The organism is Nemorincola caseinilytica, from assembly GCF_039540515.1.
GTDB classification, from domain to species: domain Bacteria; phylum Bacteroidota; class Bacteroidia; order Chitinophagales; family Chitinophagaceae; genus Nemorincola; species Nemorincola caseinilytica.
Map to the genome: position 1 here is coordinate 125,828 of NZ_BAABFA010000011.1, position 25,536 is coordinate 151,363.

The 25,536-nt window shown below is 49.9% G+C and carries 20 protein-coding genes and 2 tRNA genes; 7 read left to right on the forward strand and 15 right to left on the reverse strand.

Annotation, left to right across the window (positions count from 1 at the left end; all coding sequences use genetic code 11):
* Nucleotides 1-25: 25 nt before the first annotated feature.
* Nucleotides 26-1,708, reverse strand: a complete 1,683-nt coding sequence (locus ABD843_RS09800; protein WP_345082263.1) for an N-acetylmuramoyl-L-alanine amidase — start codon at nucleotides 1,706-1,708, stop codon at nucleotides 26-28.
* Nucleotides 1,709-1,715: 7 nt separating this feature from the next.
* The gene (locus ABD843_RS09805; protein ID WP_345082266.1) at nucleotides 1,716-2,075 is read right to left on the reverse strand and encodes a BlaI/MecI/CopY family transcriptional regulator; all 360 of its coding nucleotides are present in this window, start codon (nucleotides 2,073-2,075) and stop codon (nucleotides 1,716-1,718) included.
* A gap of 174 nt (nucleotides 2,076-2,249) precedes the next feature.
* Between ABD843_RS09805 and map the strand changes: the two genes are divergently transcribed.
* Together map and ABD843_RS09815 are read left to right on the forward strand one after the other, a co-directional pair.
* Nucleotides 2,250-3,014 (forward strand): type I methionyl aminopeptidase, encoded by a 765-nt coding sequence (gene map / locus ABD843_RS09810; RefSeq protein WP_345082268.1) that lies wholly within the window; start codon nucleotides 2,250-2,252, stop codon nucleotides 3,012-3,014.
* Between the two features lie 103 nt (nucleotides 3,015-3,117).
* Complete coding sequence (locus ABD843_RS09815; protein WP_345082271.1) at nucleotides 3,118-3,885, forward strand: hypothetical protein; 768 nt, start codon at nucleotides 3,118-3,120, stop codon at nucleotides 3,883-3,885.
* A 55-nt stretch (nucleotides 3,886-3,940) separates the two neighbouring features.
* Here the strand turns inward: ABD843_RS09815 and ABD843_RS09820 are convergent, their stop codons facing one another.
* The 6 genes from ABD843_RS09820 to ABD843_RS09845 all read right to left on the reverse strand — a co-directional run bounded on the left by ABD843_RS09820 (nucleotide 3,941) and on the right by ABD843_RS09845 (nucleotide 9,372).
* The gene (locus tag ABD843_RS09820) at nucleotides 3,941-4,327 is read right to left on the reverse strand and encodes a hypothetical protein (protein WP_345082274.1); all 387 of its coding nucleotides are present in this window, start codon (nucleotides 4,325-4,327) and stop codon (nucleotides 3,941-3,943) included.
* Between the two features lie 71 nt (nucleotides 4,328-4,398).
* Nucleotides 4,399-5,007 carry a Crp/Fnr family transcriptional regulator gene (locus ABD843_RS09825; protein WP_345082277.1) on the reverse strand — a complete coding sequence of 203 codons (609 nt, stop codon included), beginning with the start codon at nucleotides 5,005-5,007 and terminating at the stop codon, nucleotides 4,399-4,401.
* 249 nt (nucleotides 5,008-5,256) lie between these two features.
* A tRNA-Pro gene (locus ABD843_RS09830) sits at nucleotides 5,257-5,330 on the reverse strand.
* A 47-nt stretch (nucleotides 5,331-5,377) separates the two neighbouring features.
* Nucleotides 5,378-5,467, reverse strand: a tRNA-Ser gene (locus ABD843_RS09835).
* A gap of 108 nt (nucleotides 5,468-5,575) precedes the next feature.
* Nucleotides 5,576-7,051 carry a chromosomal replication initiator protein DnaA gene (gene dnaA, locus ABD843_RS09840; protein ID WP_345082280.1) on the reverse strand — a complete coding sequence of 492 codons (1,476 nt, stop codon included), beginning with the start codon at nucleotides 7,049-7,051 and terminating at the stop codon, nucleotides 5,576-5,578.
* 629 nt (nucleotides 7,052-7,680) lie between these two features.
* Nucleotides 7,681-9,372, reverse strand: a complete 1,692-nt coding sequence (locus ABD843_RS09845) for a S41 family peptidase (protein ID WP_345082283.1) — start codon at nucleotides 9,370-9,372, stop codon at nucleotides 7,681-7,683.
* A 262-nt stretch (nucleotides 9,373-9,634) separates the two neighbouring features.
* Here ABD843_RS09845 and ABD843_RS09850 point away from each other — a divergent pair, with 262 nt between their 5' ends.
* Nucleotides 9,635-10,927 carry a sensor histidine kinase gene (locus tag ABD843_RS09850; protein ID WP_345082286.1) on the forward strand — a complete coding sequence of 431 codons (1,293 nt, stop codon included), beginning with the start codon at nucleotides 9,635-9,637 and terminating at the stop codon, nucleotides 10,925-10,927.
* A gap of 6 nt (nucleotides 10,928-10,933) precedes the next feature.
* Here ABD843_RS09850 and ABD843_RS09855 read toward each other — a convergent pair whose 3' ends face one another.
* The 4 genes from ABD843_RS09855 to ABD843_RS09870 form a co-directional block, all read right to left on the reverse strand.
* On the reverse strand, nucleotides 10,934-11,524 hold the full coding sequence (locus tag ABD843_RS09855) for a carboxymuconolactone decarboxylase family protein (protein WP_345082289.1): 591 nt from the start codon (nucleotides 11,522-11,524) through the stop codon (nucleotides 10,934-10,936).
* A gap of 186 nt (nucleotides 11,525-11,710) precedes the next feature.
* Nucleotides 11,711-12,268, reverse strand: a complete 558-nt coding sequence (locus ABD843_RS09860) for a peroxiredoxin (RefSeq protein ID WP_345082292.1) — start codon at nucleotides 12,266-12,268, stop codon at nucleotides 11,711-11,713.
* A 157-nt stretch (nucleotides 12,269-12,425) separates the two neighbouring features.
* Nucleotides 12,426-12,722 (reverse strand): muconolactone Delta-isomerase family protein, encoded by a 297-nt coding sequence (locus ABD843_RS09865; RefSeq protein WP_345082295.1) that lies wholly within the window; start codon nucleotides 12,720-12,722, stop codon nucleotides 12,426-12,428.
* Nucleotides 12,723-12,772: 50 nt separating this feature from the next.
* On the reverse strand, nucleotides 12,773-14,821 hold the full coding sequence (locus ABD843_RS09870; protein WP_345082297.1) for a T9SS type B sorting domain-containing protein: 2,049 nt from the start codon (nucleotides 14,819-14,821) through the stop codon (nucleotides 12,773-12,775).
* 241 nt (nucleotides 14,822-15,062) lie between these two features.
* Here ABD843_RS09870 and ABD843_RS09875 point away from each other — a divergent pair, with 241 nt between their 5' ends.
* Entirely contained in the window at nucleotides 15,063-17,213 is a 2,151-nt protein-coding gene (locus tag ABD843_RS09875) for a S46 family peptidase (protein WP_345082300.1), read from the forward strand.
* Between the two features lie 435 nt (nucleotides 17,214-17,648).
* Nucleotides 17,649-17,972, forward strand: coding sequence for a thioredoxin (gene trxA / locus ABD843_RS09880; protein WP_345082303.1), 324 nt, complete (start codon nucleotides 17,649-17,651; stop codon nucleotides 17,970-17,972).
* 82 nt (nucleotides 17,973-18,054) lie between these two features.
* Here trxA and ABD843_RS09885 read toward each other — a convergent pair whose 3' ends face one another.
* Genes ABD843_RS09885 through ABD843_RS09895 form a run of 3 tightly spaced genes read right to left on the reverse strand, consistent with a single transcriptional unit; the run spans nucleotide 18,055 to nucleotide 21,463 of the window.
* Complete coding sequence (locus ABD843_RS09885) at nucleotides 18,055-19,290, reverse strand: M64 family metallopeptidase (RefSeq protein ID WP_345082306.1); 1,236 nt, start codon at nucleotides 19,288-19,290, stop codon at nucleotides 18,055-18,057.
* Nucleotides 19,287-19,958, reverse strand: a complete 672-nt coding sequence (locus ABD843_RS09890; protein ID WP_345082309.1) for a hypothetical protein — start codon at nucleotides 19,956-19,958, stop codon at nucleotides 19,287-19,289. The genes ABD843_RS09885 and ABD843_RS09890 overlap by 4 nt, the downstream gene beginning before the upstream one ends.
* A gap of 5 nt (nucleotides 19,959-19,963) precedes the next feature.
* Nucleotides 19,964-21,463, reverse strand: a complete 1,500-nt coding sequence (locus ABD843_RS09895) for a hypothetical protein (RefSeq protein WP_345082312.1) — start codon at nucleotides 21,461-21,463, stop codon at nucleotides 19,964-19,966.
* 284 nt (nucleotides 21,464-21,747) lie between these two features.
* On the opposite strand from ABD843_RS09895, the gene ABD843_RS09900 reads away from it, so the two are divergent.
* Together ABD843_RS09900 and ABD843_RS09905 are read left to right on the forward strand one after the other, a co-directional pair.
* The gene (locus ABD843_RS09900; protein ID WP_345082315.1) at nucleotides 21,748-22,320 is read left to right on the forward strand and encodes an RNA polymerase sigma factor; all 573 of its coding nucleotides are present in this window, start codon (nucleotides 21,748-21,750) and stop codon (nucleotides 22,318-22,320) included.
* A gap of 53 nt (nucleotides 22,321-22,373) precedes the next feature.
* A complete protein-coding gene (locus tag ABD843_RS09905) occupies nucleotides 22,374-25,502 on the forward strand; it encodes a porin family protein (protein ID WP_345082318.1) in 3,129 nt (1,042 codons plus the stop codon).
* The last annotated feature ends 34 nt before the right edge of the window (nucleotides 25,503-25,536 follow it).

Here is a 25,536-nt window from a genome sequence, read left to right on the forward strand (position 1 = left end):
CTTGTATGGAGTAGTTGTGATATGCTTACTTGTCCGCTACATTTACCTGTAGGGCGGTCCTGGGGCCATCGCCGCATTTCGGTGCAGTGGCAGCGGCGGCCTGCAGGGTGTTGAGGATGTTGCCACCCGGTACGCGGCGAGGTGCGCTGAGCCCGGTGCGAGGGGCCTCTTCGGCACCTGCTACTATGCCTTTCAGTATGGCGTTGCAGACATTGTTCATGCGCTCGTGGCCGGTCACCTGCTGCACATTGGGGAGGCTGCCCAATACTATGACCATACTGGCAGAGCGAACATTTTTCAGTACATATACCCCGTCTTTCTCTGTAGCACGGGTGCGTGCGGCCTTTTGCTGTGCAGCATTGGGATTGCAGTTGTCGCATGTTGTATTACCCGCATGGTCGCAGCGTGTACCCGGTATAGCACCATTTTGCTCCAGCGCCTGGAAGATGGCGCTGCCATAGGTTTTGCATTGCTCTGCATGTGCGTTCTTGCCGGATACATATATGTCTATATCGCCCTTCCCTTTCTGTGTGCCGGGCTCTTCGTCCACATGCAGCGATATGAAGACATCAGGCCGTATCTTATCGGACAACGCCACGCGTTCTGGTAGAGTAAGGTAACGATCGTCTTTGCGGGTGAGGCGCACTTCTACATTGTAGTAAGAGGCCAACTCTTTTATGCGCTGTGCATATTGCAGGCATACATCTTTTTCGGAGAGGCCATCGTGTTTGCCACCCATATCTTTTCCGCCGTGGGCGGCATCGAGCAGTATCACCAGTTTCTTTTTTGCCCGTGCTATATGGCTGCTGGGCACACCGCTGTGTACGCTGAACGAGAACAGCATAACTGTACCTGCAAGTATAGGCAGGGCAAGGAAGCGGCGCAGGGTAGCAAAAGAAGGTGTAGCTGCATTTTGCAGCATGGCAAGCCTGCGCCTGACCGGTGAGGTAGTAAAATGATGCTGGGGCGCCAGGAAACTGCCACTGCCGTATGAGTGCAGCAGCATCATAGAGAAGGTAGCGGTATCGCGGTCGGTGACGGCATGCTCATCGGCTATGAATTCGTGTACGAGGCCCAGCTCTTTCTGGATGAGCCAGTAGAAGGGATTGAACCAGAAGATGCAGGTGAGCGCCTGGCAGAACAGCTTGTCGTAGGTATGGCGCTGTACCACATGGGCGAGCTCGTGCTGCAGTATGAGGCGACCCATCTCATCGTCCAGAGGCATGGTCTTATTCCATACCAGGTAGTGAAGGAAGGTAAAGGGAGCATCGGCATGATCGGTAAGGATGAGCCGTGCGCCATATGCATCTTTTGCCTGGGCACGCTTGCAGAACAGCAGCAGACGCGACACCCTGAGCAATAACATAGCCAGCATGAAAAGGCTGACGCCTGCTACCAGGAAAGCCGTAAGCATGGGCCATGAGACCGATACCTGAGAGGCTGGCTGTACAAGGGGTAGGACACCGCCGCTATCGGTTGCTGCGCCTGCGATAAGCGACACCGGTGACAAGCGGCCGGAGGCAGGAACAGGGATATTGACAGACCGGAACTGCAGGAATGGGATGACCACACTGGCCACCAGCGCCGAGAGCAGGAAGAAACGATTGTAGCGGTGCAGCGATCTGCCACGAAGTACGAACATATACCATGCGGCCAGTATGCCGCTGATGGCGATGCTTTTCAGGATGTACAATGTGAGTGTTCCCATGGGTCGGTCATTTTTTCTTTTTTAATTGACGGAGGAGAAGTTCGAGGTCGTCTACCGATAGCTTTTTATCGTCGACAAGGAAGGATACCACACTGCTGAAGGAGCCATCGAAGTAGCCCTTTACGAAGTGGGTGAGCGATGAGCGGGAGTATTCTTCGCGGCTTACACTGGGGTGATACCTGTGTATACGCCCTACGGGTTCTATATGTACGAACTCTTTTTCTACCAGTGTTTTCAGTATGGTGGCCACGGTGTTCTTGTGCGGCTGCGGGGCGGGCATATTCTCCACTACCTCCATGAGCAGGCCATTGCCTAGCTGCCATAGCACCTTCATCACTTGTTCCTCTGCCTTGGTAAGTTGTTTCATTTAAAACTAAGATTGTAGTTCAAATGTAGAACTATAATGTTAGTTTGGCAAAAAAATGTTTAGAGATCTGTTGTGCAGGTATGCAGTGTGGCGGGTGCGATGCTAAGAACGATGTAGCGTGCGCTGGGGTTATTGTGTATATTTGATGATATTGGAAAATAGACAAAACGGAATATGTCGATAACTAAAGAAGCTGAACTGATAGGGATGAAGAGGGTAAGTGAGGCGGTGGCCTATACCCTGAAAGAAATGAGGAACTATGCACGGCCGGGTATGACCACAAAGCAGCTAGACGACCATGGGGCAAAGATACTGGCGGATATGGGGGCGAGGTCTGCGCCATACGTTACCTATGGTTTCCCGGGATATACCTGTATAAGTGTGAACAATGAGTTCTGCCACGGCATACCCAGCGACAGGAGAATACTAAGAGAAGGAGACCTGGTGAATATAGATGTATCGGCAGAGCTGGATGGCTTTTGGTCGGACAATGGAGGGTCGTTCGTGCTGGGGGAGGATGTGAATCGGCATCAACAATTGGTAGATGCATCGAAGGAGATACTGCGCAAGGCGATAGATAACATAAGAGGTGGTGTGCGGATAGCCGATATAGGCTACCTGATGGAGACCGAGGCCAGGAAACGTGGCTACAAAGTGATAAGGAACCTGACAGGGCATGGAGTAGGCAGAAGCCTGCACGAAGAGCCCAGCGAAATAGCGAACTACAGGGACCGGCTGAACCTGACGAGATTCAAGAAGAATTCGGTAGTGGCCATAGAGACATTCATATCGACAGCATCGACCTATGCAGAGACCCTGAGGGATGGATGGACGATGGTAGGGAACAAAGGCGGCTTTATGGCGCAGCATGAGCATACCATAGTGGTAACGGATGGCCTGCCTATGATACTGACAGAGATGAATGGTATATGGAACTGATAGGGCGGGATGTCAATGCTAATATTTTGTTAGAGCGTTGCTTTGCGCGTTAAAGTGCTGACACATAGCTACTTTTGTGTCCTTGTCCAAGTATTGAAGTGTGATGGATATATACAAGCGCGGAACACAGCGCCATATCATTGTAAGGCGTTTTTATGTATTTCTTTTGTTCGTGCTCGTAGCGCCCGATGTTATAGCCCAACAGAGCTTTTTTAATGTGCCCAGCTCTGATATAACCCCCAGGAGGAAACTGTTCTTCCAACAGCAGTTCAGCTTTTACAGGTCGGGTATCCAGTCAAATACTACTACTTCTTATGGCCTTGGGCATGGCTTTGAGGCTGGGCTGAACCTGCTGGGCGTGAGCGATGAGTTCGGCAAGAGGATTGCCTTCAACGACCATACTGAGCCATATGCACCGCTGCTGGCAGTAAATGCGCAGAAAAAATTCGAGCTGTCGCATGTTGTGTCTGTGGGGCTAGGCACCCAATTGGGCATGAACAGGGACCGTGAGTGTGGGGCATATGTGTATTCGAATGGAGTATACCTTGCCGAACGTACCAAAACAAAGCTGGTAGGAGGTGTATACTATGCATCTGACGGCTATTTTGGGCCAGAAACGCGTAACTGGAGCGAGGATAGGCTGCTAAGGAGGTTCGGGCTGCAGTGGGGCATAGAGCAGAACCTGTGGAAAGACAAATTGTTCTTTCAGACAGACTATATAAGCGGGAAGCATTCGCTGGGGCAGATAGTATTTGGCGGCGCATATTGTCTTACCAGGCAATGGGTGGTATCATCGGGTATTCAGCTGGCTACAGAGAACAGCAAGGCGCTGAACGAGCTGGTGTTCGAATTGACGTATGTGCCTAAGTGAGGCAGGACCTCGAACAACTGTTCCTGTTGTATCTACCTAAAATACGTTAGTGGTCTCAAGTCCACCTTTCCACGGCGGCTACGGTATCTGCCGGGTTGGTATTGAAGCAGATGCACGCCTGTGGCGCTTCTGTATGTATCACATTGATCAGTTGCTCGAACAGCATGAAGTTGTTTCCCGGAACGCGTATGCCGGCGCCTATAAGTACTATGTCGAACTGTACCTGTTGCAACTTGTCTTTCAGGGTGCTTGCTGCAGACAGCCCGAAGTCTGTCCAGCATAGGTCTGCGTCAAAGCCTTTTTCGTTGAGGTGCTGAATAGCCCCTTTTATTCCTGCTTCTACTTTTTGGGCAGTAAGGCCCGGGAAGGCGCTAAACTCCGGTGAGCTAAGATCGATGATATAGGGATCTATACCGACAATGAGCACTTTTTTTGCAGCCATGATGTTGTGTTTTTTATGACACAAAATTATTTAGGGCTATCCCGCTGTCCATTGACATTTGGTAAGTTCTTTCAGTTGCCTGCCAGCTTTTTGCGTATGCGGCTCAGACTTTCGGGCGTGAGACCGAGGTAGGAGGCAATATAATGCTGCGGCATTCGCCGGAAAAGTGATGGTCTTTTTTTGAGCAGGTCCAGATAGCGCTCCTCGCCCGATCTCAGTTGCATATCGGCCAACTGCTGCTGCATGGCGGCTGCCCATTTCTGATACCCTTTCATATGTGCCTCTGCCCACCATGGGAAGCGGGAAAATACTACTTCCCAGTTCTCCCTGCTTAGTGTCAGCAGTTGGGAGGCTTCTGTAGCCTGGTAGTTGTAAGCGCTTGCCAGATTATTTCTCATTGCAGGCAGGTCGCCCACAAAATGCCGTTCCTCGGCAAAATATACATTGGACTCTATGCCATTCTCGCTCACCAAGAACTGCCTGAGGCAGCCATCCAGCACGAACATGGAGAACCTTGGCACTGTGCCCGCCCTTTGGATAAATTCATTCCGCTTATATTCCCGGTGATCCCATAGCTGTGCAAACCGTTCTACTTCCCCGGTGCTTACGGTGACGCGCTTTTTCAGCTCCTCAATGAATATGGTGATATCGATATCCCTGTTCCCGAAGATCATCAGCATAAAAATAGGCCATTTCTCGATGATGCCGAGGGCATAAGTTGATAGCGAATGTGAGAGTGGCTGCGGAGAGAAATGAGCGCAAAACAAAGATGTATTTGGAAGAACAAGAAAGACAGGAGGTAAGATGACCGCTGCCGGTAAGTTCTTGTGCCAGAAACGGTGTGAGAGCAGAGGGAAAAGAAAAACGAAGGCGGAAGGGCCTTCGTTTTTCTTTTTTGGTCTCCTGCGCTGACGCTTCGGCGACCGATGTCGGGAAGACAGGATTCGAACCTGCGACCCCCTGGTCCCAAACCAGGTGCGCTACCGGCCTGCGCTACTTCCCGAACTTAACTGCCTGCATTGCTGCGGGCCGTACCGGTGTAAAAACCAGCGGTGAGGGCGGGATTCGAACCCGCGATACATGTTGACCACGTATGCCAGTTTAGCAAACTAGTGGATTCGGCCTCTCTCCCACCTCACCTTTATGGCCTTTTATTTTTCCTTATTTCTAAGGGACTGCAAAGATAATAGAATTGTGCGATCGTGCAAATGAAAAATTTCATTATTTATCGCTGTGGTCAAATGGGCGCTATATGCTGGCCATCTGCACCTTCTGCTGTATCTCCATCAGGTTCTCCTTGTATTCGGCATCGGTGGCCATCAGGTTCTCTACCGTTTGGCAGGAGTGTATGACCGTAGTATGATCGAAGCCGCCGAAGTGATCGCCTATGGTCTTGAGCGACTGCTTGGTGAACTTCTTGGCAAAATACATGGTTATCTGGCGGGCCAGCACTACCTCGCGCTTGCGCGTTTTGGTAAGCAGCTTATCATATGGCACATGGTAGTAGTCGCATACCATTTTCTGAATGTTCTCTATGGTCATTTCGCGCGCGGCCGTCTTCACGAAGTTCTTCATCACGCGCTTGGCTATGTCCAGGTCTATTTCTTTCTTGTTCAGCGTGGCCTGTGCAAAGAGGGCTATGAGCGCACCTTCCAGCTCGCGTACGTTGCTCTGCACATTGTATGCCACATAGCGTACCACCTCATCGGGTATCTCCAGGCCTTCCTGCTTCATCTTCACGCGCAGTATGGCTTGGCGTGTTTCGAAGTCGGGTGCCTGTATATCGGCATTGAGGCCCCAGCGGAAGCGGCTCAGCAGGCGTTCCTGCATACCTTCCAGGTCGCGCGGGGCGGTATCGCTGGTAAGTATTATCTGTTTGCCGTTCTGGTGCAGGTGGTTGAAGATGGCGAAGAACACATCCTGTGTCTTTATGGCCGATACGAAAAGGTGTATATCGTCCATGATGAGCACATCGATGAGCTGGTAGAAGTGAATGAAATCGTTCACTTCATTGTTCTTCGAGTGGTCTATGAACTGGTTGATGAATTTCTCGGCGCTTACATACAGTACCGACTTATTGGGGTGCAGCCTGCGCACCTCGTTGCCTATGGCCTGTACCAGGTGGGTCTTGCCCCAGCCCACACCACCGAACACTACCAGCGGATTGAAGGCAGTGGCACCGGGCTTCTGGGCCACATGTATGCCTGCAGAGCGGGCTACGCGGTTGCAATCGCCCTCTACATAATTATCGAAGATGTAATTGCTGTTCAGCTGCGGGTCTATCTGCATGCGCTTCAGGCCCGGTATGGCATATGGTGTCTTTATGCTGTGCGGGTCGTCCCACTTCAGCGGCATGTCCACATAGTTATTATCGCGCGCAGGCTTGCTCTGGGTACTACCCGGCATGTTCACCGATACCGGCTTGCGGGTACTGCTCTCCATCATTATCCTGTACTCCAGCCTGCCTTCCTTGCCTAATACCCTTTTTATGGTCTTGCCCAGTAGTTCTACATAGTGCTCCTCAAGCCATTCGTAAAAGAACTGGCTGGGCACCTGCAGTGTGAGCACATTGCCCGACAGGTTGACGGCCTTGATGGGCTCGAACCATGTCTGGTATGTACGCCAGCTAAGGTTATCTTTTATTATCACCAGACATTTTTCCCAAAGTTGTTCCGCCTCGGTAAGAAGATCGTTGTTGATAGTATTGTAATGATCGTTCGCCATGTTTTATATAAAGAGAACTGTCGTTGTTATTTTTAGTTTTCTGTTTTCTCATTTACCGGCAAAAGAGGTCGACAATGCACCAGCGAAATGTTATCTCGCTTCAAGTATCTTTTGTTTTCTCGTTTACCTAAAGTTATTGTTTTTTTTACGAAGCCTCAACTCTTTTTCACTGTCCATTTGTGGTTCCCTTCTGTCTTACAGCGGGAGGACGAAATTGCTAACAAATTGTTGAAAAAAAAAATCAGACCGTACTTGTTTGTTTAGCGAAACTTACAGAATGACATCTGGTGTTTTGGGGGCTATTGTGATGCTGCGATGATGGTGTGCAAGTACACAAGTGTGTGTGCATGAACGCAAGTGTGCCGGTGGTCTGAAATGCGCTGCTGTAGCGGTTTTTAGCACGTTTCATCATCTGTTGATGTGATATGGATAGGACTATTTTTTAACAAAACAAAATTATTAACAAAAAAGGAGCGCGTTGAAAAATGCCTGTTTCCCGTTAACAAAAACGAGTGTGCATAAGTAGGTGTAGTGCACATTTTTTTTGTCATTTTTTTGTGAGCGGAATGTGCTATTTTTTAACGGGAAAAGCAGCAATGTGATCTATGTAATGAAGGTGTGTATCACTGTTATTCACTCAGCATTCTCACGGCCTCATCCAGCACCTCGTCCTTGCCTGCGGCAATGCCTTTTATGGTAGGTCTTACTTCTTTGTCTATTCTTAGACCTTCTACTTGTGTGGCGGTACCATCGGGGTAGAAAATACCCACACCCGAAAGCCATGTGCGTATGCCGCCGGGCAGCACTATCTCTGCCGTGGCACCATTGGCGCCCGCTGTTCTGCTGCCTATTACTTGGGCGCCGTTCATAGACCGCAATGCCAGGGACTGGTACTCTGCACTGCTGTGCGTGGTCTCATCTACCAGTATCATCAGCTTGCCTGTATAGTGCTTTCCTTTTTCGCCACCGGTCAGTATGGGGTCGCCGAACTCGAACAGGCCGGGTATATCTATGTTCATAGTGGTCTGTTTTGCGAATGCAGAGGCCTCGGGCTTCAGCCATGCCGTATAACCTGCCATCATAGATACGGCAGGGTAGCAGCGCATATCTACTATTATGCCTTTTGCATTTTCGAAAGAAGCCTGTATGTTCTTCAGGTCGCTGCCTGCGAGACCGGCGGGGTATATATAGCCGATGTTGCCTGCCAGCATTCTGTACCCTTGCTCATTTGTGTGCCAGGCATCGGCCTTTCGCATCCACTCTGCTACGCGTATGCGGGGTACTGTTATATCCCTGCGTTCGCCATTGCGCGATATAGAGAGCTTTGCCGAAGCACCTGCACCGCGCAGCAGGAAGCCGTCTGCGCCCGCCATCGCAGCCAGTTTGGCCTGATGATTGGAGGCGGGTACGATATCGAGATACTTGCGTATGAGGTCTATCATGCCCATGCCATCTATCATTTCTATCACATCGCCGGGCTTTATGATGCCGGTTATGTTCAGGGTGTCTTTGTAATAACCCGTTACCACAAGCTGGTCTTCGACGAAACGTGCTTTGAAAGGAGTGATGTATATACCCTTGTGCGTCTCCAGGGCTTTGCTCCTGGCGTCCAGCCGGCCATGCCCGTCATTGATGCGGGTAAAGAGCCTGAGACAGGCAAGCTGGTAGGCCAGCGTATCGCCCGCATTGGCGAACTCCTGCACCATATCGGCCAGCATACGGCCACGGTTGCGGGTGGCGTGCCTGTTGGGGGCATAGTATTGTACTATGTTCCAGTAACGGTAAAGGGCCAGCAGACGCATACCTGCATCAGGGTAAGGAGTGGCATCATACGGGCGCTCGTTCAGGAACTCGGGGTTGCCCTCGGTGGCCATCTTCACATATTGCCTGTTCTTACTGCTTTCCCGGTTCTTTTTTATGCTATCCAGCTTGCTGCGCAGGCTTTGCGGCACGGTAGTGATGAACAGGCTTGCATAGTCGGGGCCGGTGAAGGTCTTTGCTTCGTTGGTATTGGTAACGCATTTACGGCATGCTGCAGGCACACCCATCCTATCGACCCAGCGCTCCATGATGGCATAGGAAGAGTCCATGTTCGCAGCGGCTATCACCTGTGGCATTACCCGGAACAGCTCGGCATCCATATCGACAGCGCCTGATGTGGCATCAGGATGGTGATATTTGAGGAAGCCCCATAACATACCTAGGTGAGCAAGCTCTGTAGCCTTGGTATCGTGCAGCCATACCTCTTTGATACCCGATCCGCTGCGGAAAGTGGTATCGCCGGCGGGGCGGCCGATAGCTACAGATGTAAATAAAAACATGCATACAGAGAAGGTAAGTAGAGATATGCGCATATGGGGTGTGGTTCCAGCGGCGAAAGTAAGACGATCTTGCCGCAAGTTATATGTATGCCATTGTTAATGCCTGTTAAGCACCGGGACCGTGAATGACAGGCCGGAACCAAGGAACAAAAAATGCAGCATACAGAGGTGCGTCCGTTCTTTTAGCTTTCGTGGATATATAGATGGGGTTTTACTATAAACTTAACAATTGGGGTGTTATTTTTGTTCAGCACATACCCGCATGAACGCCCGCAAGATCTATCCGCTCATAGTTGTGCTCATCACCCTTTCGGTGGTGGGTATACTGTTCATCCAGATGTCGTGGATAAACAATGCCATAAAGCTGAAGCATGAAGAGTTTCAGCGGTCGGTGGACAATGTGCTGAAACAGACCCGCGAAACTGTATTTGGCAAATACCTGACCAAACAGACAAACTATATACTGGACGAGGACTCCCGCCGTTTTTACCTTGCCAACCATTTTACAATAGAAGGTTCTTTTACCAAAGACGAGATAACCGAGATAATAAGGCGTGAGCTGAAGAATAGCAACATAAAGCAGAGTTCCTTCGAGTACTGCATCACCAATATATATAAGAACGTCATTCTGCACTCCGACCATTTCACTGCGGCCGATATGGAGGGTGCATACAGGGTAGAGCTGGCCCCCGAAGACTCTTACAGGGCCAGGGAGACGCTCTTCCTATCTATAAGAGAGGATAAGAATCTCATCATTCGCGAGATGGGGTGGATGATAGTGGCCTCTATAGTGTTCACCACCATCATAGTGCTGGCCTTTGCGGTAACGGTGCGCACGCTCTTCAACCAGAAGAAACTATCGGAAATAAAATCGGACTTTATCAATAATATGACGCATGAGCTGAAAACGCCTCTTGCCACTATATCGCTTGCCATAGATGCGCTCACCAATGAGAAGGTGATACATGATACGGACAAGATAAAGATATACAGCGGCATGATAAAGGAGGAGAACAAGCGCATGAACAAGCAGGTGGAGAAGATACTGCAGGCCGCAAGACTGGAGAAGGAGGAGATAAAACTGACGCTGCAGAAACTGGATGCACACCAGGTGATAAGCAAAGTGGCCCACAATATGGCCCTGCAGATACAGGAGAAGAACGGATCGATAGACCTGCGGCTGGCAGCTACCGATGCTGTGGTGGAGGCCGATGAGGTACACTTCTCGAACATCATCTTCAACCTGCTGGACAATGCCATGAAATACTCTACCGAGGCCCCGAAGATAGTAGTAGAGACCCTGAAGCATGGCAATGGCATGCTGACCATAAAGGTGAAGGACAATGGTATAGGTATGGACAGGGAGACGCAGGCGCGCATCTTTGAGAAATTCTACCGTGCACATACCGGGAACATACACAATGTAAAGGGCTTCGGCCTGGGCCTGAGCTATGTGAAAGCCATAGTAGAGGCGCATGACGGCCGTATAAAAGTAGAAAGTGCCCCCGGTAAAGGAAGCACTTTCACTATCACACTACCCGGAGGTATCAGGTAAAAAATATCACATCACGGTACAGAGGCCTTTGATGACCGCTGCGAGGCGCACGGCATCGTATATGCGCTGGTCGCTGGCACCCTGTTCCTTTACCGAATGCTCGTGCGAGGTAACACAGCGCTCGCAGCCATTGACGGCCGATATGGCCAGGCTCATGAGCTCGAACAGGGGCTTACCCATCACCGGATTCATCATTATGCTCATGCGTAGCCCGGCGGGTTGCTTGTTGTAGAACTCATTGGCGTGCATGTAGTGGCGGAAGCGGTAAAAGATATTGTTGAGGGCCATCATAGAGGCGCAGGCGTGTGTCTCGGCTATCTCTTCGGCGTTGGCACCCTCGGCGTTGGCTCTTTTCTCGAATGCGGCTATCAGTATATCGTTCTTCTCATTGGCGGCTATGGAAAGCGCCAGAATAGCAGCTTCTTTTTTGGTCATACTGGCACTGTTCAGCACGCCGTTCACGTTCAGTTTCATGTCGCGCAGGTAGCGCTGATTCACGGCGGCCATTGCCTCCAGGCTTTTGCTGGTATGGCCGGCATCTATACCCAGGTCCTGGAAGAAGGTCTGTATGGTCTCGTTGGTGGTGGTAGTATTCATGTTCGTTCGTTTATAATAATGTACTTGCAAGTAAAATGTTCAGCCCCTCCCATCCCTGCCTGCGGCAGGCAGGCTACCCCAAGGGGAGGTGAGGTAGAGTATTCGTGTTTTGAAAAACTATCCAAGTAAAAGGCCTTCCGCAGCATAGTACGCAGCAACGGAAGGCCTTCTTATATGGTTCAGTAATTAGCCTACTGCGGGTTCCAGTGTAGCCTCGCCTTTGCTCCAGTTGCAGGGGCACAGCTCATCTGTCTGCAGGGCATCCAGCACGCGCAGTACCTCTGCTACGTTACGGCCTACTGACAGGTCGTTAACGCATACCCAGCGTACTATACCATCGGGGTCTATGATGTAGGTAGCGCGGTAGGCCACCCTTTCATCGGCAGAAAGTATACCCAGCTCATCGGCCAGCGACTTGGATGTGTCGGCTATCATAGGGAAACGCAGGTCGCGAAGATCGTTGTGAGACATGCGCCAGGCGTGGTGTACATATTCGCTATCTGTAGATGCACCGAGGAGGATGGTATCGCGATCGGTGAAGTTGGTGTAGTTCTTATTGAACTCAGCTATCTCTGTAGGGCAAACGAAGGTAAAATCCTTTGGCCACCAGAACATCACAGCCCACCTGCCATCTATATCCTTGTTGCTGATCTCTTTGAATTCATTGCCTTTTTCGATACTTACTACCGATCGTTTTTCGAACTCGGGGAACTTCATGCCCACGGTCACAAAATTGTTTGCCATAGTTTCTTTTTCTTGTTGTTTTTAATTGCGGTGCAAATATCGGTCATTAGGAACAGTAATACCTGTTCCTGGTCATTGTGTTTGGCTATAAAAGAATAGGATAATTCAATCTCCCGGTAGCGCGAATTGATATTGCATATGCTACAGACGGTCAGTATCAGTTGAGAGAAATGCCCGGTATGGCAGCGGGTATGGTGTTGTGGAATAGCAAAGGATGGCATACTACCTCTGTAAAATACTGGTAGAGCGGGAAGCCCAGTACCAGTTCCATAGCCTCCTGTTCATCCTCGGCATTGATGACACACCATACCATATTGCGCGCGGCCGATACGCTGTAAGAAAGTACACGTCCCTCCGCTGACAGCTTATTGATATGCGCCCTGTGCAACGGTATGGTGGCCGCCATGCTATCGGTCATTTCGGGTAACTCCAGTTGAAAAAGAAAAGCAGCCAATGTTACCTATTTATAGTTAAATAATAGCAGACAGGGGCCGTTGTTCCGGCTTATCGCAGCAGCGTCACGTTCCCTTTCTTGTTTATGCGTTTACCACTTTTGCAGAAGCCGTCCGCCTCATATACATACACGCCTTCTTCTGCCAGCGAACCGTTGAACAGGCCGTCCCATTTCTGGTTGGGGTCGGTGGTGGTGAATACAAGCTGGCCATACCTGTTGTATACATGCAGGTAGTTCAGCTTAGACAAAGAGTTGTTAGAGACACCGAACCTGTTGCTTCCCGGGTGGGGGCTTGTGGGCGAGAAAGCGTTGGGGATGTTGAAGTCCTCGCAGCTTACGCGTACGGTTACGGTATCCATGGCCATACATGCGTAACCTTCGCCTATCTCTATCACCTTCAGGTAGTAGGTAAAATCATTAGGTGGGTTCACATAAGGATTGGCCACATTGCTGTCGCTCATATACTGGTAGGGCGACCAATGATAGACGTAATTGCCAACCGATGTGAAGGGGCCTCCTATGATAGAGATGGCGCCATCCTTTATCCACCTGTCGGGGCCTGCATCAGCATTCACCTTCACTACATTCACGCGTATGGCAGTGTCTACTATACAGCCGAAGGGGTAGTACAGTGTGTAGCGGTATGTGGTAGAGTGGTCGGGGTAGATGCGCACAGAATCGACATAGATATTGGTAGTGTCTATGTTGTGGCCTGCAGCCCACCTTATAGAGTCGGCAAGGGTAGATACCGCATAGAGGCGCAGCGTATCGCCCTGGCAGAGCGTGGTATCGTTATTGCGGTAAAGGGTAGGGGGCGCCAGTACTGTTATATCCTGGCAGTCTACACGCTGGGTAGGCATACCTTCGTCCACTACATAGTACACATTATACACGCCGGGGCTGGTGTAGGAGTATATGGGAGGATCGACCTCGGTGAAAGAAGGTATGGTAGCGCTGGTGCATTGGTTGAAAGATATGCGGGTGAGGCTGCTGTCGCGGCCATTGGTAACGAAGGCCGTTACAGTGTCCTTATCGCGCAGGAAGCCGGATATGGCAGTAGGGAAGTTCATGCCGCCTACTACGCTGTAGGTGATGCCTACATAGTCGGTAAGGAGGGGCATTCTTGCCTTGGGCATACGCACCTCTACGAGCTGTGAAGTGGTACTGTCGGTGATGTAGAGGTGGAAATAGTTACAATCGCGTACCAGCGACAGGGACGATGGTTTCAGTACCCTGAAGAGGAAGTCGCCGAGGTTGTAACCTACGGGAGTAAGTGTATCGAGCGTAGTGCCGAGGTCTATCCTGGCTATGGTGCTGTTGCCGAAGTTGGATATGAACAGGTGCCACTCGCCATTGTCGTATGCAGCGGCAAGGTCTGACGGGAAGTTCAGCACACCATCGGGGTTGTTGAAGTTCCTGGCAGTAGGGGTGATGGATGGATTGAAGGCAAAATCGAGCTGTACAAGGTTGCTGGAACCGTAGTTGACCACATAACCCAGCCAGCGACCACTGGCGTCTTTAGCTACAAAGAGACCTTTGGGGTGGAAGAGCGCATTTCCTGTATTGCCAAAGTTGGCGATGTTGGGCTTGGGGTTGTTGAGGTGGCGGCCGAAATCTACGCGGGCAAGCTCTGACGTAGCGGCTTCGAAACCACCTGCCACGAACAGGTGCCACTTGTGCGAAAAGGTATCATAAGCCATGTAGACCGTAGTAGGGTTCTCCGGCAGGCCACCGGCAAGGTTGCCGAAATTGGTGATGGACGGCACATTGCTGAGGCTATTGCCGAAGTTGAGGCGAAGCAGTTCTGTGGTCTTGGCATTGACAACGAAGCCGTAAAAATTGCCGCTGTCATTGGCTATTTCCATGCCGGCAGGTATACTGAAGTCGAAGTTGTCGCCCATATAGGTACCAGAGGGCGCATTGAAGAGGTAGCCGGAGCAGAAGCCCCAGAAGTAGGACCTGCCATCGAATACTTTGCTGGATAGTTTCACGGGTTGGTTGACACAGACCGTATCGGGAGAATTGAACAATGTCTGCGCGAACGAACCAGTGACCAGCGACACCATCAATATCGCTATAAGAAGCAAGCGTTTTTTCATAAACCTATCTGTATAAGATACTATAAGTGACGATGCAGCAATATGAACCGTGAGTTCGGGCAGTGTTTTTCAAAGAAAAATACTGTGCACGACCTACCGTGGCCTATTTTTGCAACGTGCCTAATATTCCGCTAATATAAACATCTTAGCCGGAATACTTTAATAGCAAAGGTGTATATTTATTTCCGCAAATCAAAACCGATATATGTTGCAAAAGTTTACTTTAAAGAGGTTGGTGGTCGTGTGTTCTGTGGCAGGTATAGCCACCATGACCGCCTTCCCCACCCATGCCAAGGAAGGTATGTGGCTGCCGCCCAACCTGAAAAACCAGGAAAGGGACATGAAGGCCGCAGGATTACAGATAGCTATAGATAAGATCTATAATGAAAATGGAACGGGCCTTAACAACGCCATAGTGCTTTTTGGTAAGGGATGTACGGGAGAGGTGATATCGCCCAAGGGGCTTATACTTACCAATCATCATTGCGGGTATGGCAGCGCCCAGGCGCTTAGCAGCCCCGAGAAGGACTATTTCGCCAATGGTTTCTGGGCAAAGAGTATGGCCGAGGAGCTTCCCTGTAAGGGCCTGACGGTGACCTTCATACGCCGTATAGAGAATGTGACCCAGAGAATACTGGATGGTGTGGCCGATACCCTGCGCGATGCCGTACGCGATAGTATAGTGAACGCACGCGTGGCCGCCGCCGAGAAGGAAATGGCGAAAACAACGGGTATGGATGTACTGATAAAGCCCTATTTCAAAGGCAATGAATTCTGGGCGGCCATATCGGAGACCTTCCGCGATATACGTTTCGTGGGTTTTCCGCCCAATGGGATAGGCGCCTTTGGCGGCGATGTGGAGAACTGGATGTGGCCCCGCCATACCGGGGATTTCAGCATATTCAGGGTATATGCAGGGCCTGATAATAAGCCTGCCGACCATTCGGCTAACAACAGGCCCTACGAGGCCCCGCAGTATTTCACCATCAATGCCAACGGCTATAAAGAGGGCGATATGACAATGGTATATGGTTTCCCCGGCACTACGAACCAGTATATCTCGTCGTTCGCGCTGAAGCATGTGTACAACATAATGGACCCGATAAGCATAGAGGCCCGTACCCGCAAACTGGACATATGGACAAAGTATATGAACAATGACAGGGACATATTTCTGAAATATACCGCCAAGCGTGCCACCGTGGCCAACGGCTGGAAGAAATGGCAGGGCGAGGTAGTAGGCCTGAAGCTGAACAATGCCACAGGTAAAAAGCAGGCATACGAGGCCACCTTCCGGAAATGGGCCGAAGCCGATAATACCCTGCCATGGGCCGATGTGCTGCTGCCTCGTATGCAGATAGCTGCCGAGGGCGCCGACAAGGTGGTGGCCGAAGAGCAATACATAAAAGAGGCGGTACTGGGCATAGAGCTGGTGCAGCAGGCCGGTATAGCAGAGAAACTGGTAGCCGTGATGCGCAGCAAGCTGAGCGCAGATACTGTAAAGGATTCACTAGGCAAGCTGGTGGCGGCGCAAGAGGCTTTTTACAAGAACTATGATGCCAATACCGATAAGGATGTGTTCAAGACACTGATGGCGCTTTACTTTGAGAAGAACAGCGCATCGCTGCCTGAATATTATACAACCGCATACAGGGCGCATGGGCAGGATATGGGTAAATGGGCCGATGATATATATACCTCATCGGTAATGGTGTCGCAAGACAGGCTAAAGGCATGGGCTGCACAGCCCGATAGTGCAAAACTGCAGAACGATGCGGCATACCGGCTGTATGATGCCATAAGCCGCATGCGCAAACAGCGCATACAGCCCGCACTTACTGTATACAATACAGATATGCGCTTTTATGAGCGGCTGTACATGAAGGCGCGTATGGCGCATGATAAGAAACGGGAGTTCTACCCCGATGCGAACCTGACCCTGCGCCTGACGTACGGACATGTAAAAGGCCTGGACCCGGATGGCCCTGCAAAATACGCTTACCAGACCACGCTGGGCGAGGTAGTGGCGCTGGATGACACAGCATCGGACGTGTTCAAGGTGCCGGCAAAGCTGAAGGAACTGTACGAACGCAAGGACTATGGCCGCTGGGGCGTGAACGGGGTGATGCCGGTAGCCTTTGTGGCATCGAATCATACATCGGGTGGCAACTCGGGTAGCCCGGTGCTGAACGCCAGGGGAGAGCTGATAGGTACCAACTTCGACCGAGCGTACGAGGGTACTATGAGCGACTATTACTTCGACCCCAACCGCTGCCGCAATATATCTGTAGATATACGTTATACGCTGTTCGTGATAGAGAAATTCGGCGATGCCGGCTGGTTGATAGATGAGATGAAAATAATAAAGAACAAGCCTGCGCCGAAGAAGTAATGGCATGTAGCTAATGGGAGAGGCGCTGATGCTATGCCATTGGCGCCTTTTGCTGTATATATCCTCTATGTTATTTCCCCGGGTCGTTATCGGCTATCTCGGGTTCATCGGCAGTGGCCGTCTTTTTTTCTATAAGGTCTATCACTAATGATAGAGAAGCTGCGAACAATAACAATACACCAGCCATAACACACCTCCGTTTTTAGTTTTAGGTAGGAGAGGCCTGGGGGCCTTTGATGTATATAGTGCAATGACCGTGCCAGATCTTACTTTACCCGGTATTAACAGATACTGATATTGTTAAAGCAGTACTAAAAACTGTTAGCTGTATGTGGAAACGCTATATCGGTATTTCGGTATTCTATTTACGAGTGGATATATAAAGGACTACCTTTGCTTTTCATCTTTAGAAAACAATTTTAAAACAATAAAACAATGGCAGCAGTATTCACTGATTCGAATTTTGATACCGAAGTGCTAAAGGCGGATAAACTCTCTGTAATAGATTTCTGGGCTCCATGGTGCGGTCCGTGCCTGGCGCTGGGCCCCACGATAGATGCACTGTCTGCAGAGTATGCAGGTAAGGTGAACGTAGGTAAGGTGAACGTGGACGAGAACCCCAACCTGAGCATCAACTATGGTGTGACCAGCATACCATGCGTGCTGTTCATAAAGGACGGTAAGGTAGTGGATAAGCAACTAGGCCTGGCCCCCAAGAACGTTTTTGACAAGAAGATACAGAAGATACTGGGTGTGTAAGCGAAATATTTGACAGCAAATTATAATAAAAGCGTCCCGGCATTGACCGGGACGCTTTTGTTTTACAAAGATCAGGATGGGGTCATTGCAGCTTTAGTGGTCTGCTGTTCTGAAAAAGGGAAGGTGTTATTTTCTGAGGGGTAGCATCTCCATTGTTCTTATTGTCAGAACGTATTCGGATAAAATATTCTTTTTGTGCTTTCTGATCGAACTGAAGAGATGTGGAAGCGGGCGTACCCCTGGCCAATATGTTCATATCCTCATCTATTATTTCTACAGTGCTATTCTCCGCTATGCCGTCCGGCAGTACCAGTTTGGTGGCAGCAAGTGGCTTTTCGTATGAGCAGTCGAAGCAGAACGGTATCTTTATCATGTCGTTCTCATGAACGATCATGTTCTGCCTTAATCTTCTGATATTAGCATTGTACTGTTGCAAACAGGATGAGAGGTGATCGTAGCATACGGCACAAAATGGCTTTTCAAGCTCTTTCATATGACAATGAAATTGTGGCCGGTAGATCTTTTTAGGATAATATCCACCACCTTCCACTGCGCCGACGACGCCGACTGGCACGTCAGTATATGTAGGTATCGGCACACCTGCGGTAACGAATCTTCGCCATTTGAGATCTTCTGACCGTATAGTGGCGGTGAGGTTCGGCTCTTCGGGCTCCCCTCCACTGTATACCCGCCCACCGTCGGTAGGGTCGTCACATATATAACATGTGTATTCATCGCCAAGTTTGCCGATCTTATGTCCCAGTTCGTGCGTTATCACTTTCTGAAAACCATCGTCGCCTATAGATGTGAAAACGATATCGCTTGCACATCCGCCACTTTCCGTATTGGCAAAGACCACTACCGCATTATATCCTGGGGCTATGCCGGCCACCTGGTAACATAAGGCTTTATTGTCTGAGGTTATGCATCTTTTAGCCTCGTTCCAAGAGGTGTTGCCTAACCTGCAAGACAGAGCAGTATTGCGATATATGCCAGCTTGCGGATCGCTGATGCCAGACTCTTCGGATATAACATTCACCCTCCAGATATTGAATGCCTTTATAGCTGTAGCATAAGGGGGTGTTGTTCTTAGTTCTTGTACGGCCTCATCGACCTTGCTATTGAAGAGTGCCTGCTGAGATGCTGTAAAACCATCTCCAATGAATACGATGTCATACTTGGCATCTGTAGCCCCATTGAGCATAATGCGGGTATATTTTTTGCCATCGGCAGTGGTGACGATACGCGGCTGCGCAAATGCTGCAGCCTGCGAAAGGAGCAAAAATGCAACGAGTATTATGTTGAAACTTGTTCTCATCGGTTGGAGATCAGGAAGGTGGAAGGTGCATGTTTGTCTATTATTTTCCTATCGAGGCTATCGGTATCATGTGGGAGCTTGTAAAGTTTCAGTTTGAAATCTCCCTTCTCGTTGGGGACAGTAACAGAGAACATGGAGACCGATGTATCCTTATACTTTGTGATGCTACCACCCGGGCCTCCGAAGACCTCTTTTTCTTCAGTAGAGAAGGACACCCCTGAGGCTACTTTTTTATTGTTCCTATCGAGCATGTCGAAAGCATAATGAGTAATGAACATATCGTAGCCGGGAGAGCCATCGGCTGTCATTTCTTCCCTGACCTTTATGACGCTGTCACCTTTCCTCTGAAAATAGATCTTCTTGGCGGGGTATGCCAGCATGGTAAAGGGCAGCCGCTCTTTTTTATTGTAGCCAGTGCTGACGGTAATAGTGAGTGGCCCTTCTTTGCCTTTGGGAACCAATACCCTTACAGAGTCGCCGGTCACTTCTATGATATCGGCTATGGTGCCTGCAAAACTTACCACTATACTATCTGCAGCTATGGGCCTGCCGGTGGTGATGAGGATCTCGTCTCCGGGCAGTGCTGCTTTATCTGACGACCTTACTTGTGCAAAGGTGGTGCACGCAAGTAAGATGAATATGGCCGATATTAAGGATCTGGTGCTCATGCCGGTCATTTTACGTTCCATGAAAGACCGAAGAGATAACTGATATCGCGGACCTTGTCTGTAGGTACATTGTCTATACGACCGTTGTACCATACTTCGGGCTCATATGGAGAACGAAGGCGTTCTACATCGGCCATGGCTATACCGAAGTTTATATTCAGGCGCTGGCTTTTACCAATGATAAGCGTAGGGCCCAGTGCCAGTGTGAACCTTGCCTGATCGTTGAAGAGCGCACCGAAGCCTATACTCATACCGTAATTGAAAAATGTAGCGTTCTGAGAGTGGGCATGCATATATATCATTCCTCCCAGGCTAGCCTTTTCGCCTTTTTTCTCGTATATAGAGCTGAAAGTTTCCTGTACGGTGGTATCGCGGGGTACACCATCTACCAGGTATTTCTTTGTGAATATAGAGTCTTTTGTCTTGAGGGTATATGCTTTGTCGTGCAGGCCGCTTATGAAAATGCCTCCTGCAAAGTCTATCTTGAATCCTTTTTTAGGCTCTATGTTTATGGTAGAGTACAGGCTTTTCTGGGTCTGATCCAAGGGCCTTTTGTATACCGAGATAACATGTATGTCTTTAGTGATGGTAACAGGGCTGGAAACAAAGCTAGGCTCTTCTTTGAGCCATATCCTTATTTGTGTATAGACAGACATCGTTTTGTTGAACGCGGGTAGTATCTTATCAACCCTGTTGGTGGCCATTTCGCTGGTCTTTTTGTCCAGCTCTGCCAGACCGTCGCTCAGCTTCTTGTATTTTTCTACGAATTTGTCGCAGTTGGTATTTTCGGCCTCTGCTTTTTTCCTGATGTCGGGTATTTCTTTCACAAGGTTGCTGATACCTTCATACATCTCATTCTCCAAGGCCGTTATATGCCTGCTTGTGACCTGTGCAGGCGCATTGCTCAGAGGGGTGGTCCTGTCCTCGAGGAACTTATTCATAGGTATAAGGAAAGTATTATTTATTTCTTCGTTTACAATGGTCGTAGATAGAGTGGGCAGCTGTTTCAAATTGGCCACCGCATCGTTTATGCGCTCTACATGAAGGAGGAATTCCTTGTACGTCCTGGTGCGGTTGTTTATATCATTGCTAAGCTCATTGAATCTTTTTGTAAGCGCATCGAGCGTATTGCAAGGAGGCAGAGGTGGCGGACCTTTTTTCTTTTTAGGTTTCGGCGCGACCGCAACAGCAGGGTCTGAACCTCCAGCTCCAGGCGATGGGGTTACAGGAGGCGCCGGAGTAGGAGCAGTAGCTGTTACAGCAGGTACATTGGGCAGTACTACGAACTTGGAGAAGGTGCTCTCCTGGTCCATGAAGAAGGATGCGGCGCTATCACCTACGCTTATTTCATATTGCAGCGGGTTGTAGTTATAGAATTCTATCTGTATATCCTGGTGCGATGGCCATTTATGCGGTGTGGAGACCCTGGTGTTTTTGGTGGTCTCCAGCCTTTTCTTAGACACATTGTAGTATACCCTTTCCTGGGCATACTGTTTCGTAGCCATTGCCAGCAATAAAAATATAAAAATGACTTTTTTCATATAAAAAATGTTTTATAACAAAAGTAATGTGCTATAACACCCTTTGTAAAGGGGATTTTTCCCGTATTATGCACCGTATTTTCCCCGGCAGAAAGGGGATAGATATTTTTTTTGTCCATGAGATGGGTCCTGGTGGTGCTATTCGCACCTTTTTTGTTATATTCACACATAATATAGTGTAGGACCCAACCTTTTTTGTGAAGGCGTGGTCTTATATATCGTGTAGTTGTATTAATAACCTATTATAGTTGTCGATCGCTTTGGCATATACTGTTACTGGCCAGGCCAGTGAGTTAGAGCAGCTCATCCATGGGTGCATTCGCAATGAGCGGAGCGCACAGGAGAAGCTATATAGGTTGTTCTATCCTAAGATGATGGCACTGGTACGCCGTTATATAGATAGCGATGCACAGGCCGAGGAAGTACTGAACAATGGTTACCTGAGGGCGTTCCAGAAGATAAAGCAGTACAATTTTCAGGGGTCATTCGAAGGATGGGTGAGGAAGATAATCTTTCATGCCGTAGCCGACCATGTGAAGCAGAACTCGAAATACGCTAACCAGATAGTGCTGGTAGAGAAGGACGAACTGGTGCATAAAGACCACGCCGACAGGCTGTATTACGATCAGCTGGTGCAGCTGGTACAGGCACTGCCGGAGGCTACGCGCACTGTTTTCAATATGTATGTGATGGAGGGTATGACCCATAAGGAGATAGGTGCACTGATAGGCATAAGTGAGGGAACATCGAAATGGCATTTGTCGGAAGGAAGAAGAATACTAAGAGAAAAAATAGAGAGGCTGGAGCTGCATGTGAAGTAGCTGCAGCGCTATGAGAACTAAAAAGTTATTTACAAAAAATAAAATTTATCCATATGGATAAAAATCTCATCAGAATAGACGACCTCGTCAGGCAGCACCTGGAGGGAGCCGAGGAGCAGGAGCGGGCAGGCGCGTGGCTGAATATGCGCGATCTGCTGGATAGGGAAATGCCTCAGAAAAAGCGCATAGCTGCGTTTTATTGGCGCAGGCTTTTCGGGGTAGTGGCGGCGGTATCGCTTGTGGGCACTCTGGCCGTAGGCGGGTACGAACTGTCATCGATATACAGGAGCAATGACAATGTTCCCGTAGTAGCCATGACGGGCGCCCCTGCAGCGTCAAAAGAGTCGGGCAGGGCGAATATGGAAGTGTCTTCGATGGACATGGAGAACGAACCCGCCACCGCAGGCAACATAACCGTAAGGGGCAACAGCCATATAGGCGGTGCGGCCCGCAATAACGAGAGCGCTGGTGCTGAAGCTGCTCTTGCTACCAACAACACTACTGCTACCAATAACAACAATACCACTAACTACAACAACACTGCTAACAACAACCCTACCAGTAATAATACTACAGGTAGCACCACTTCTACTACAGGGAATAACATACAGAATAACAATAACAATACAGAGCGCAGTAAGAACGTAACTACTAAGAATATAACTTCTGCCAATGACCGTAACAGTGAGCATGGTACTGCGAACAACAACAGAACGCAGATAGAGCGCATGGGCACAGCTTCTGCCAATGCTATGCATACAGATGCTGTGAGCAGCCACAACATAACCGCTAACGGTAATGCGGGTGGTACTGCTTATAGCGGTAACATAAGCGCACGCCGCACGGCACGCAAAGATGCTGCCACAGCGGGTAGCAAAGAGAACATTCCCGGTGTTGAGACACGCAAGCATATAATTGCAGATACGCGCAATGATGTTGTGACCACAGTAGGCAGCAGGGCTGTACCAGACAAGCCTGTGACCGGAGATGATGTAAGGGCAAGGAACAACAAGACCACTAACAACAATGGCCATAGCACCACGGGTAGCAGGCCACGCGCTACCGCTGCGACCACAGGCAGTGCATCGGTAAATGCTGATGGCTCGAAGCCTGTTGCTGTGAGCACTGCCGGCCGCAAGAATGGTACTGCATCGCATAATGTGAACAACAGCGAGACGCATAAGGGCAACACAGCCGGTGCTACTACAGGCAGAGAAGCAAGCGCGACCGCTACTGTGACCGGGCGCAGGCGTACGAGGACCGCAGCTACATCGGCAGCAACTCCTGCAGGCAGGGCTAACAATGACCAGGGTACCGCAGGTACTGTTGCCGCCAATGATAACAAGGCTGTGGCCACTAATGATATGCACAAGACCGCAGGAAACAATACCACTACACCTGCCGGCCGTGGCAATGACCGCAGCAGGCAGGATATAGGTGTGCTGAACAGTAGTGGGCCCGCTAGCATGGCTGCTGCTGCTACTACTGCAGACCCATCGGAAAAGAGTATAGCTAACAAAACTACAACTGCTACCAAGGCCGGTACCGTATCGTCTAACGCGAATGGTGCGCATGCGAAAGATGGTAGCGTGGCGAACAGCACAGGTGCAAAAAGTGGTGCAGCAAAAGCCAATACGACACGGGCAACTACAACCCAACAAAATGCTGCATCTGTCACCACAACGACCGCTGCAAAAGATAATAAGCAGGCGAACAGTGGGCGTGCTACAGCGGGTAGCAATAAGAGTGCTGTTGCATCTGCCGCCGGTAAGAAGAGCTCTGGCGTACCTAACAATACAGCAGCGGCTGCTAAGCAAACTAGCACTGCATCAGCAGGTAAAGAGACAAATGCTGCTACACCTGCAAATGCTAATACCTATGCTGCTGCCAAACAGAACAAGGCTGGCGTGACAGGTACTGATACTAAGAACGCAGGTACTAGATCTGCAGCGAATGAGGATGCACTGGCATCGGCCGATGGGGAAGAAGGTACTGCCCAGCAGAAACAGGACCCCGATCAGAAGATGATAACCAAGATGGTGGTGCGCGAGCGCGAAGTGAAGGACAATGACAACCAGATAACTACCAAGGTGGATACCCTGTCTATGGAGAAAATGAACAAAGAGGGTGTTGCGAAGAAGGATAAGGACCCTGCTGCGCCAACAGCGCCTGCAGGCAAAAAAGGTAGTAACACTGCTGCTGCACAGGAAGAAGAGACCCCTGCCGCTACAGCCGCTACTACCACTACCGAAGAGAACGAAGGTACCGGCCGCCGTGGCAGGAAGAGGGGCCGCCATCATGAGAATAATGTAGCTGCCGGAGAAGAAAATACACTTGCCGCATCGGCCGAGGGTATGGCCGAGGGCGAGGCAGTGCCTGCCGGTGCAGCATCGGCCACGCCTGCCGAAGAGGCAGCATCTACAGCAGCCACCACATCGGAAAGCAAAGCAAAGAAGAAGGCAAGCAAGCATTCGGGTGTGTCTGTACTGCAGCGCCTGAGCGCAGCGTTCAACGATGTGAAGACACATGCTACAGGTGCAAGGTTCACAGGTGGTATCACTGCCGGTGTGAACAGCAACTTCTTTGGCCCGAGCAAAATGAAAGGCTTCCAGTTCGGTATGACGGGCAACCTGGAGTTCAGCGAATCGTGGAATATAATGGCCGAGCTGAAATACTTCCACCGCCTGAACAATAATACAATAGATGACAGCTACTACGCCTATACACAGGTGGGTGGCCAGTACCGCAGGGAGCTGATACAGAACACCTATGATTTCGCAGCTATGCACAGTGTGGAAATGCCGCTCACCATCCGTTATGCGAAGGGCAACTTCAACTTCTATACCGGTGGTAATTTCCTGTACACATTCTCTATCAATACGGCTGCGGCCACTATGCCCAGCCTGACCACACAGCCTACATTCGTAAGCGCACCCGGCGAGGACAATACACCTAAGCTGAACGGTGAGACCGATTTCAGGAGCAGGTTCGGCCTCGGGTATATATTCGGCTTCTCTTACCAGGTGGCACCGAACACCAGCCTTGATCTGCGCAATGTGCAGACCATATGGGACAATGCGGCCACTACAGGCGCAAGGTCGCTGTCGGGCCAGCTATACAGGACACCATCGGTACAGCTTTCTATAATGTACCGCCTTGGTGGCAACAGGAACAAAGAATAAACTACAGTAAGGATATTTGTGACAGAGGCCGCTT

Coding starts and splice junctions, on each gene's coding strand:
- trxA (WP_345082303.1), top strand. CDS start 17,649: ATGGCAGCAGTATTCACTGATTCGAATTTTGATACCGAAGTGCTAAAG.
- ABD843_RS09820 (WP_345082274.1), bottom strand. CDS start 4,327: ATGGCTGCAAAAAAAGTGCTCATTGTCGGTATAGATCCCTATATCATC.
- ABD843_RS09905 (WP_345082318.1), top strand. CDS start 22,374: ATGGATAAAAATCTCATCAGAATAGACGACCTCGTCAGGCAGCACCTG.
- ABD843_RS09805 (WP_345082266.1), bottom strand. CDS start 2,075: ATGAAACAACTTACCAAGGCAGAGGAACAAGTGATGAAGGTGCTATGG.
- map (WP_345082268.1), top strand. CDS start 2,250: ATGTCGATAACTAAAGAAGCTGAACTGATAGGGATGAAGAGGGTAAGT.
- ABD843_RS09850 (WP_345082286.1), top strand. CDS start 9,635: ATGAACGCCCGCAAGATCTATCCGCTCATAGTTGTGCTCATCACCCTT.
- ABD843_RS09870 (WP_345082297.1), bottom strand. CDS start 14,821: ATGAAAAAACGCTTGCTTCTTATAGCGATATTGATGGTGTCGCTGGTC.
- ABD843_RS09800 (WP_345082263.1), bottom strand. CDS start 1,708: ATGGGAACACTCACATTGTACATCCTGAAAAGCATCGCCATCAGCGGC.
- ABD843_RS09815 (WP_345082271.1), top strand. CDS start 3,118: ATGGATATATACAAGCGCGGAACACAGCGCCATATCATTGTAAGGCGT.
- ABD843_RS09890 (WP_345082309.1), bottom strand. CDS start 19,958: ATGAGCACCAGATCCTTAATATCGGCCATATTCATCTTACTTGCGTGC.
- ABD843_RS09860 (WP_345082292.1), bottom strand. CDS start 12,268: ATGGCAAACAATTTTGTGACCGTGGGCATGAAGTTCCCCGAGTTCGAA.
- dnaA (WP_345082280.1), bottom strand. CDS start 7,051: ATGGCGAACGATCATTACAATACTATCAACAACGATCTTCTTACCGAG.
- ABD843_RS09825 (WP_345082277.1), bottom strand. CDS start 5,007: ATGCTGATGATCTTCGGGAACAGGGATATCGATATCACCATATTCATT.
- ABD843_RS09885 (WP_345082306.1), bottom strand. CDS start 19,290: ATGAGAACAAGTTTCAACATAATACTCGTTGCATTTTTGCTCCTTTCG.
- ABD843_RS09895 (WP_345082312.1), bottom strand. CDS start 21,463: ATGGCTACGAAACAGTATGCCCAGGAAAGGGTATACTACAATGTGTCT.
- ABD843_RS09845 (WP_345082283.1), bottom strand. CDS start 9,372: ATGTTTTTATTTACATCTGTAGCTATCGGCCGCCCCGCCGGCGATACC.
- ABD843_RS09855 (WP_345082289.1), bottom strand. CDS start 11,524: ATGAATACTACCACCACCAACGAGACCATACAGACCTTCTTCCAGGAC.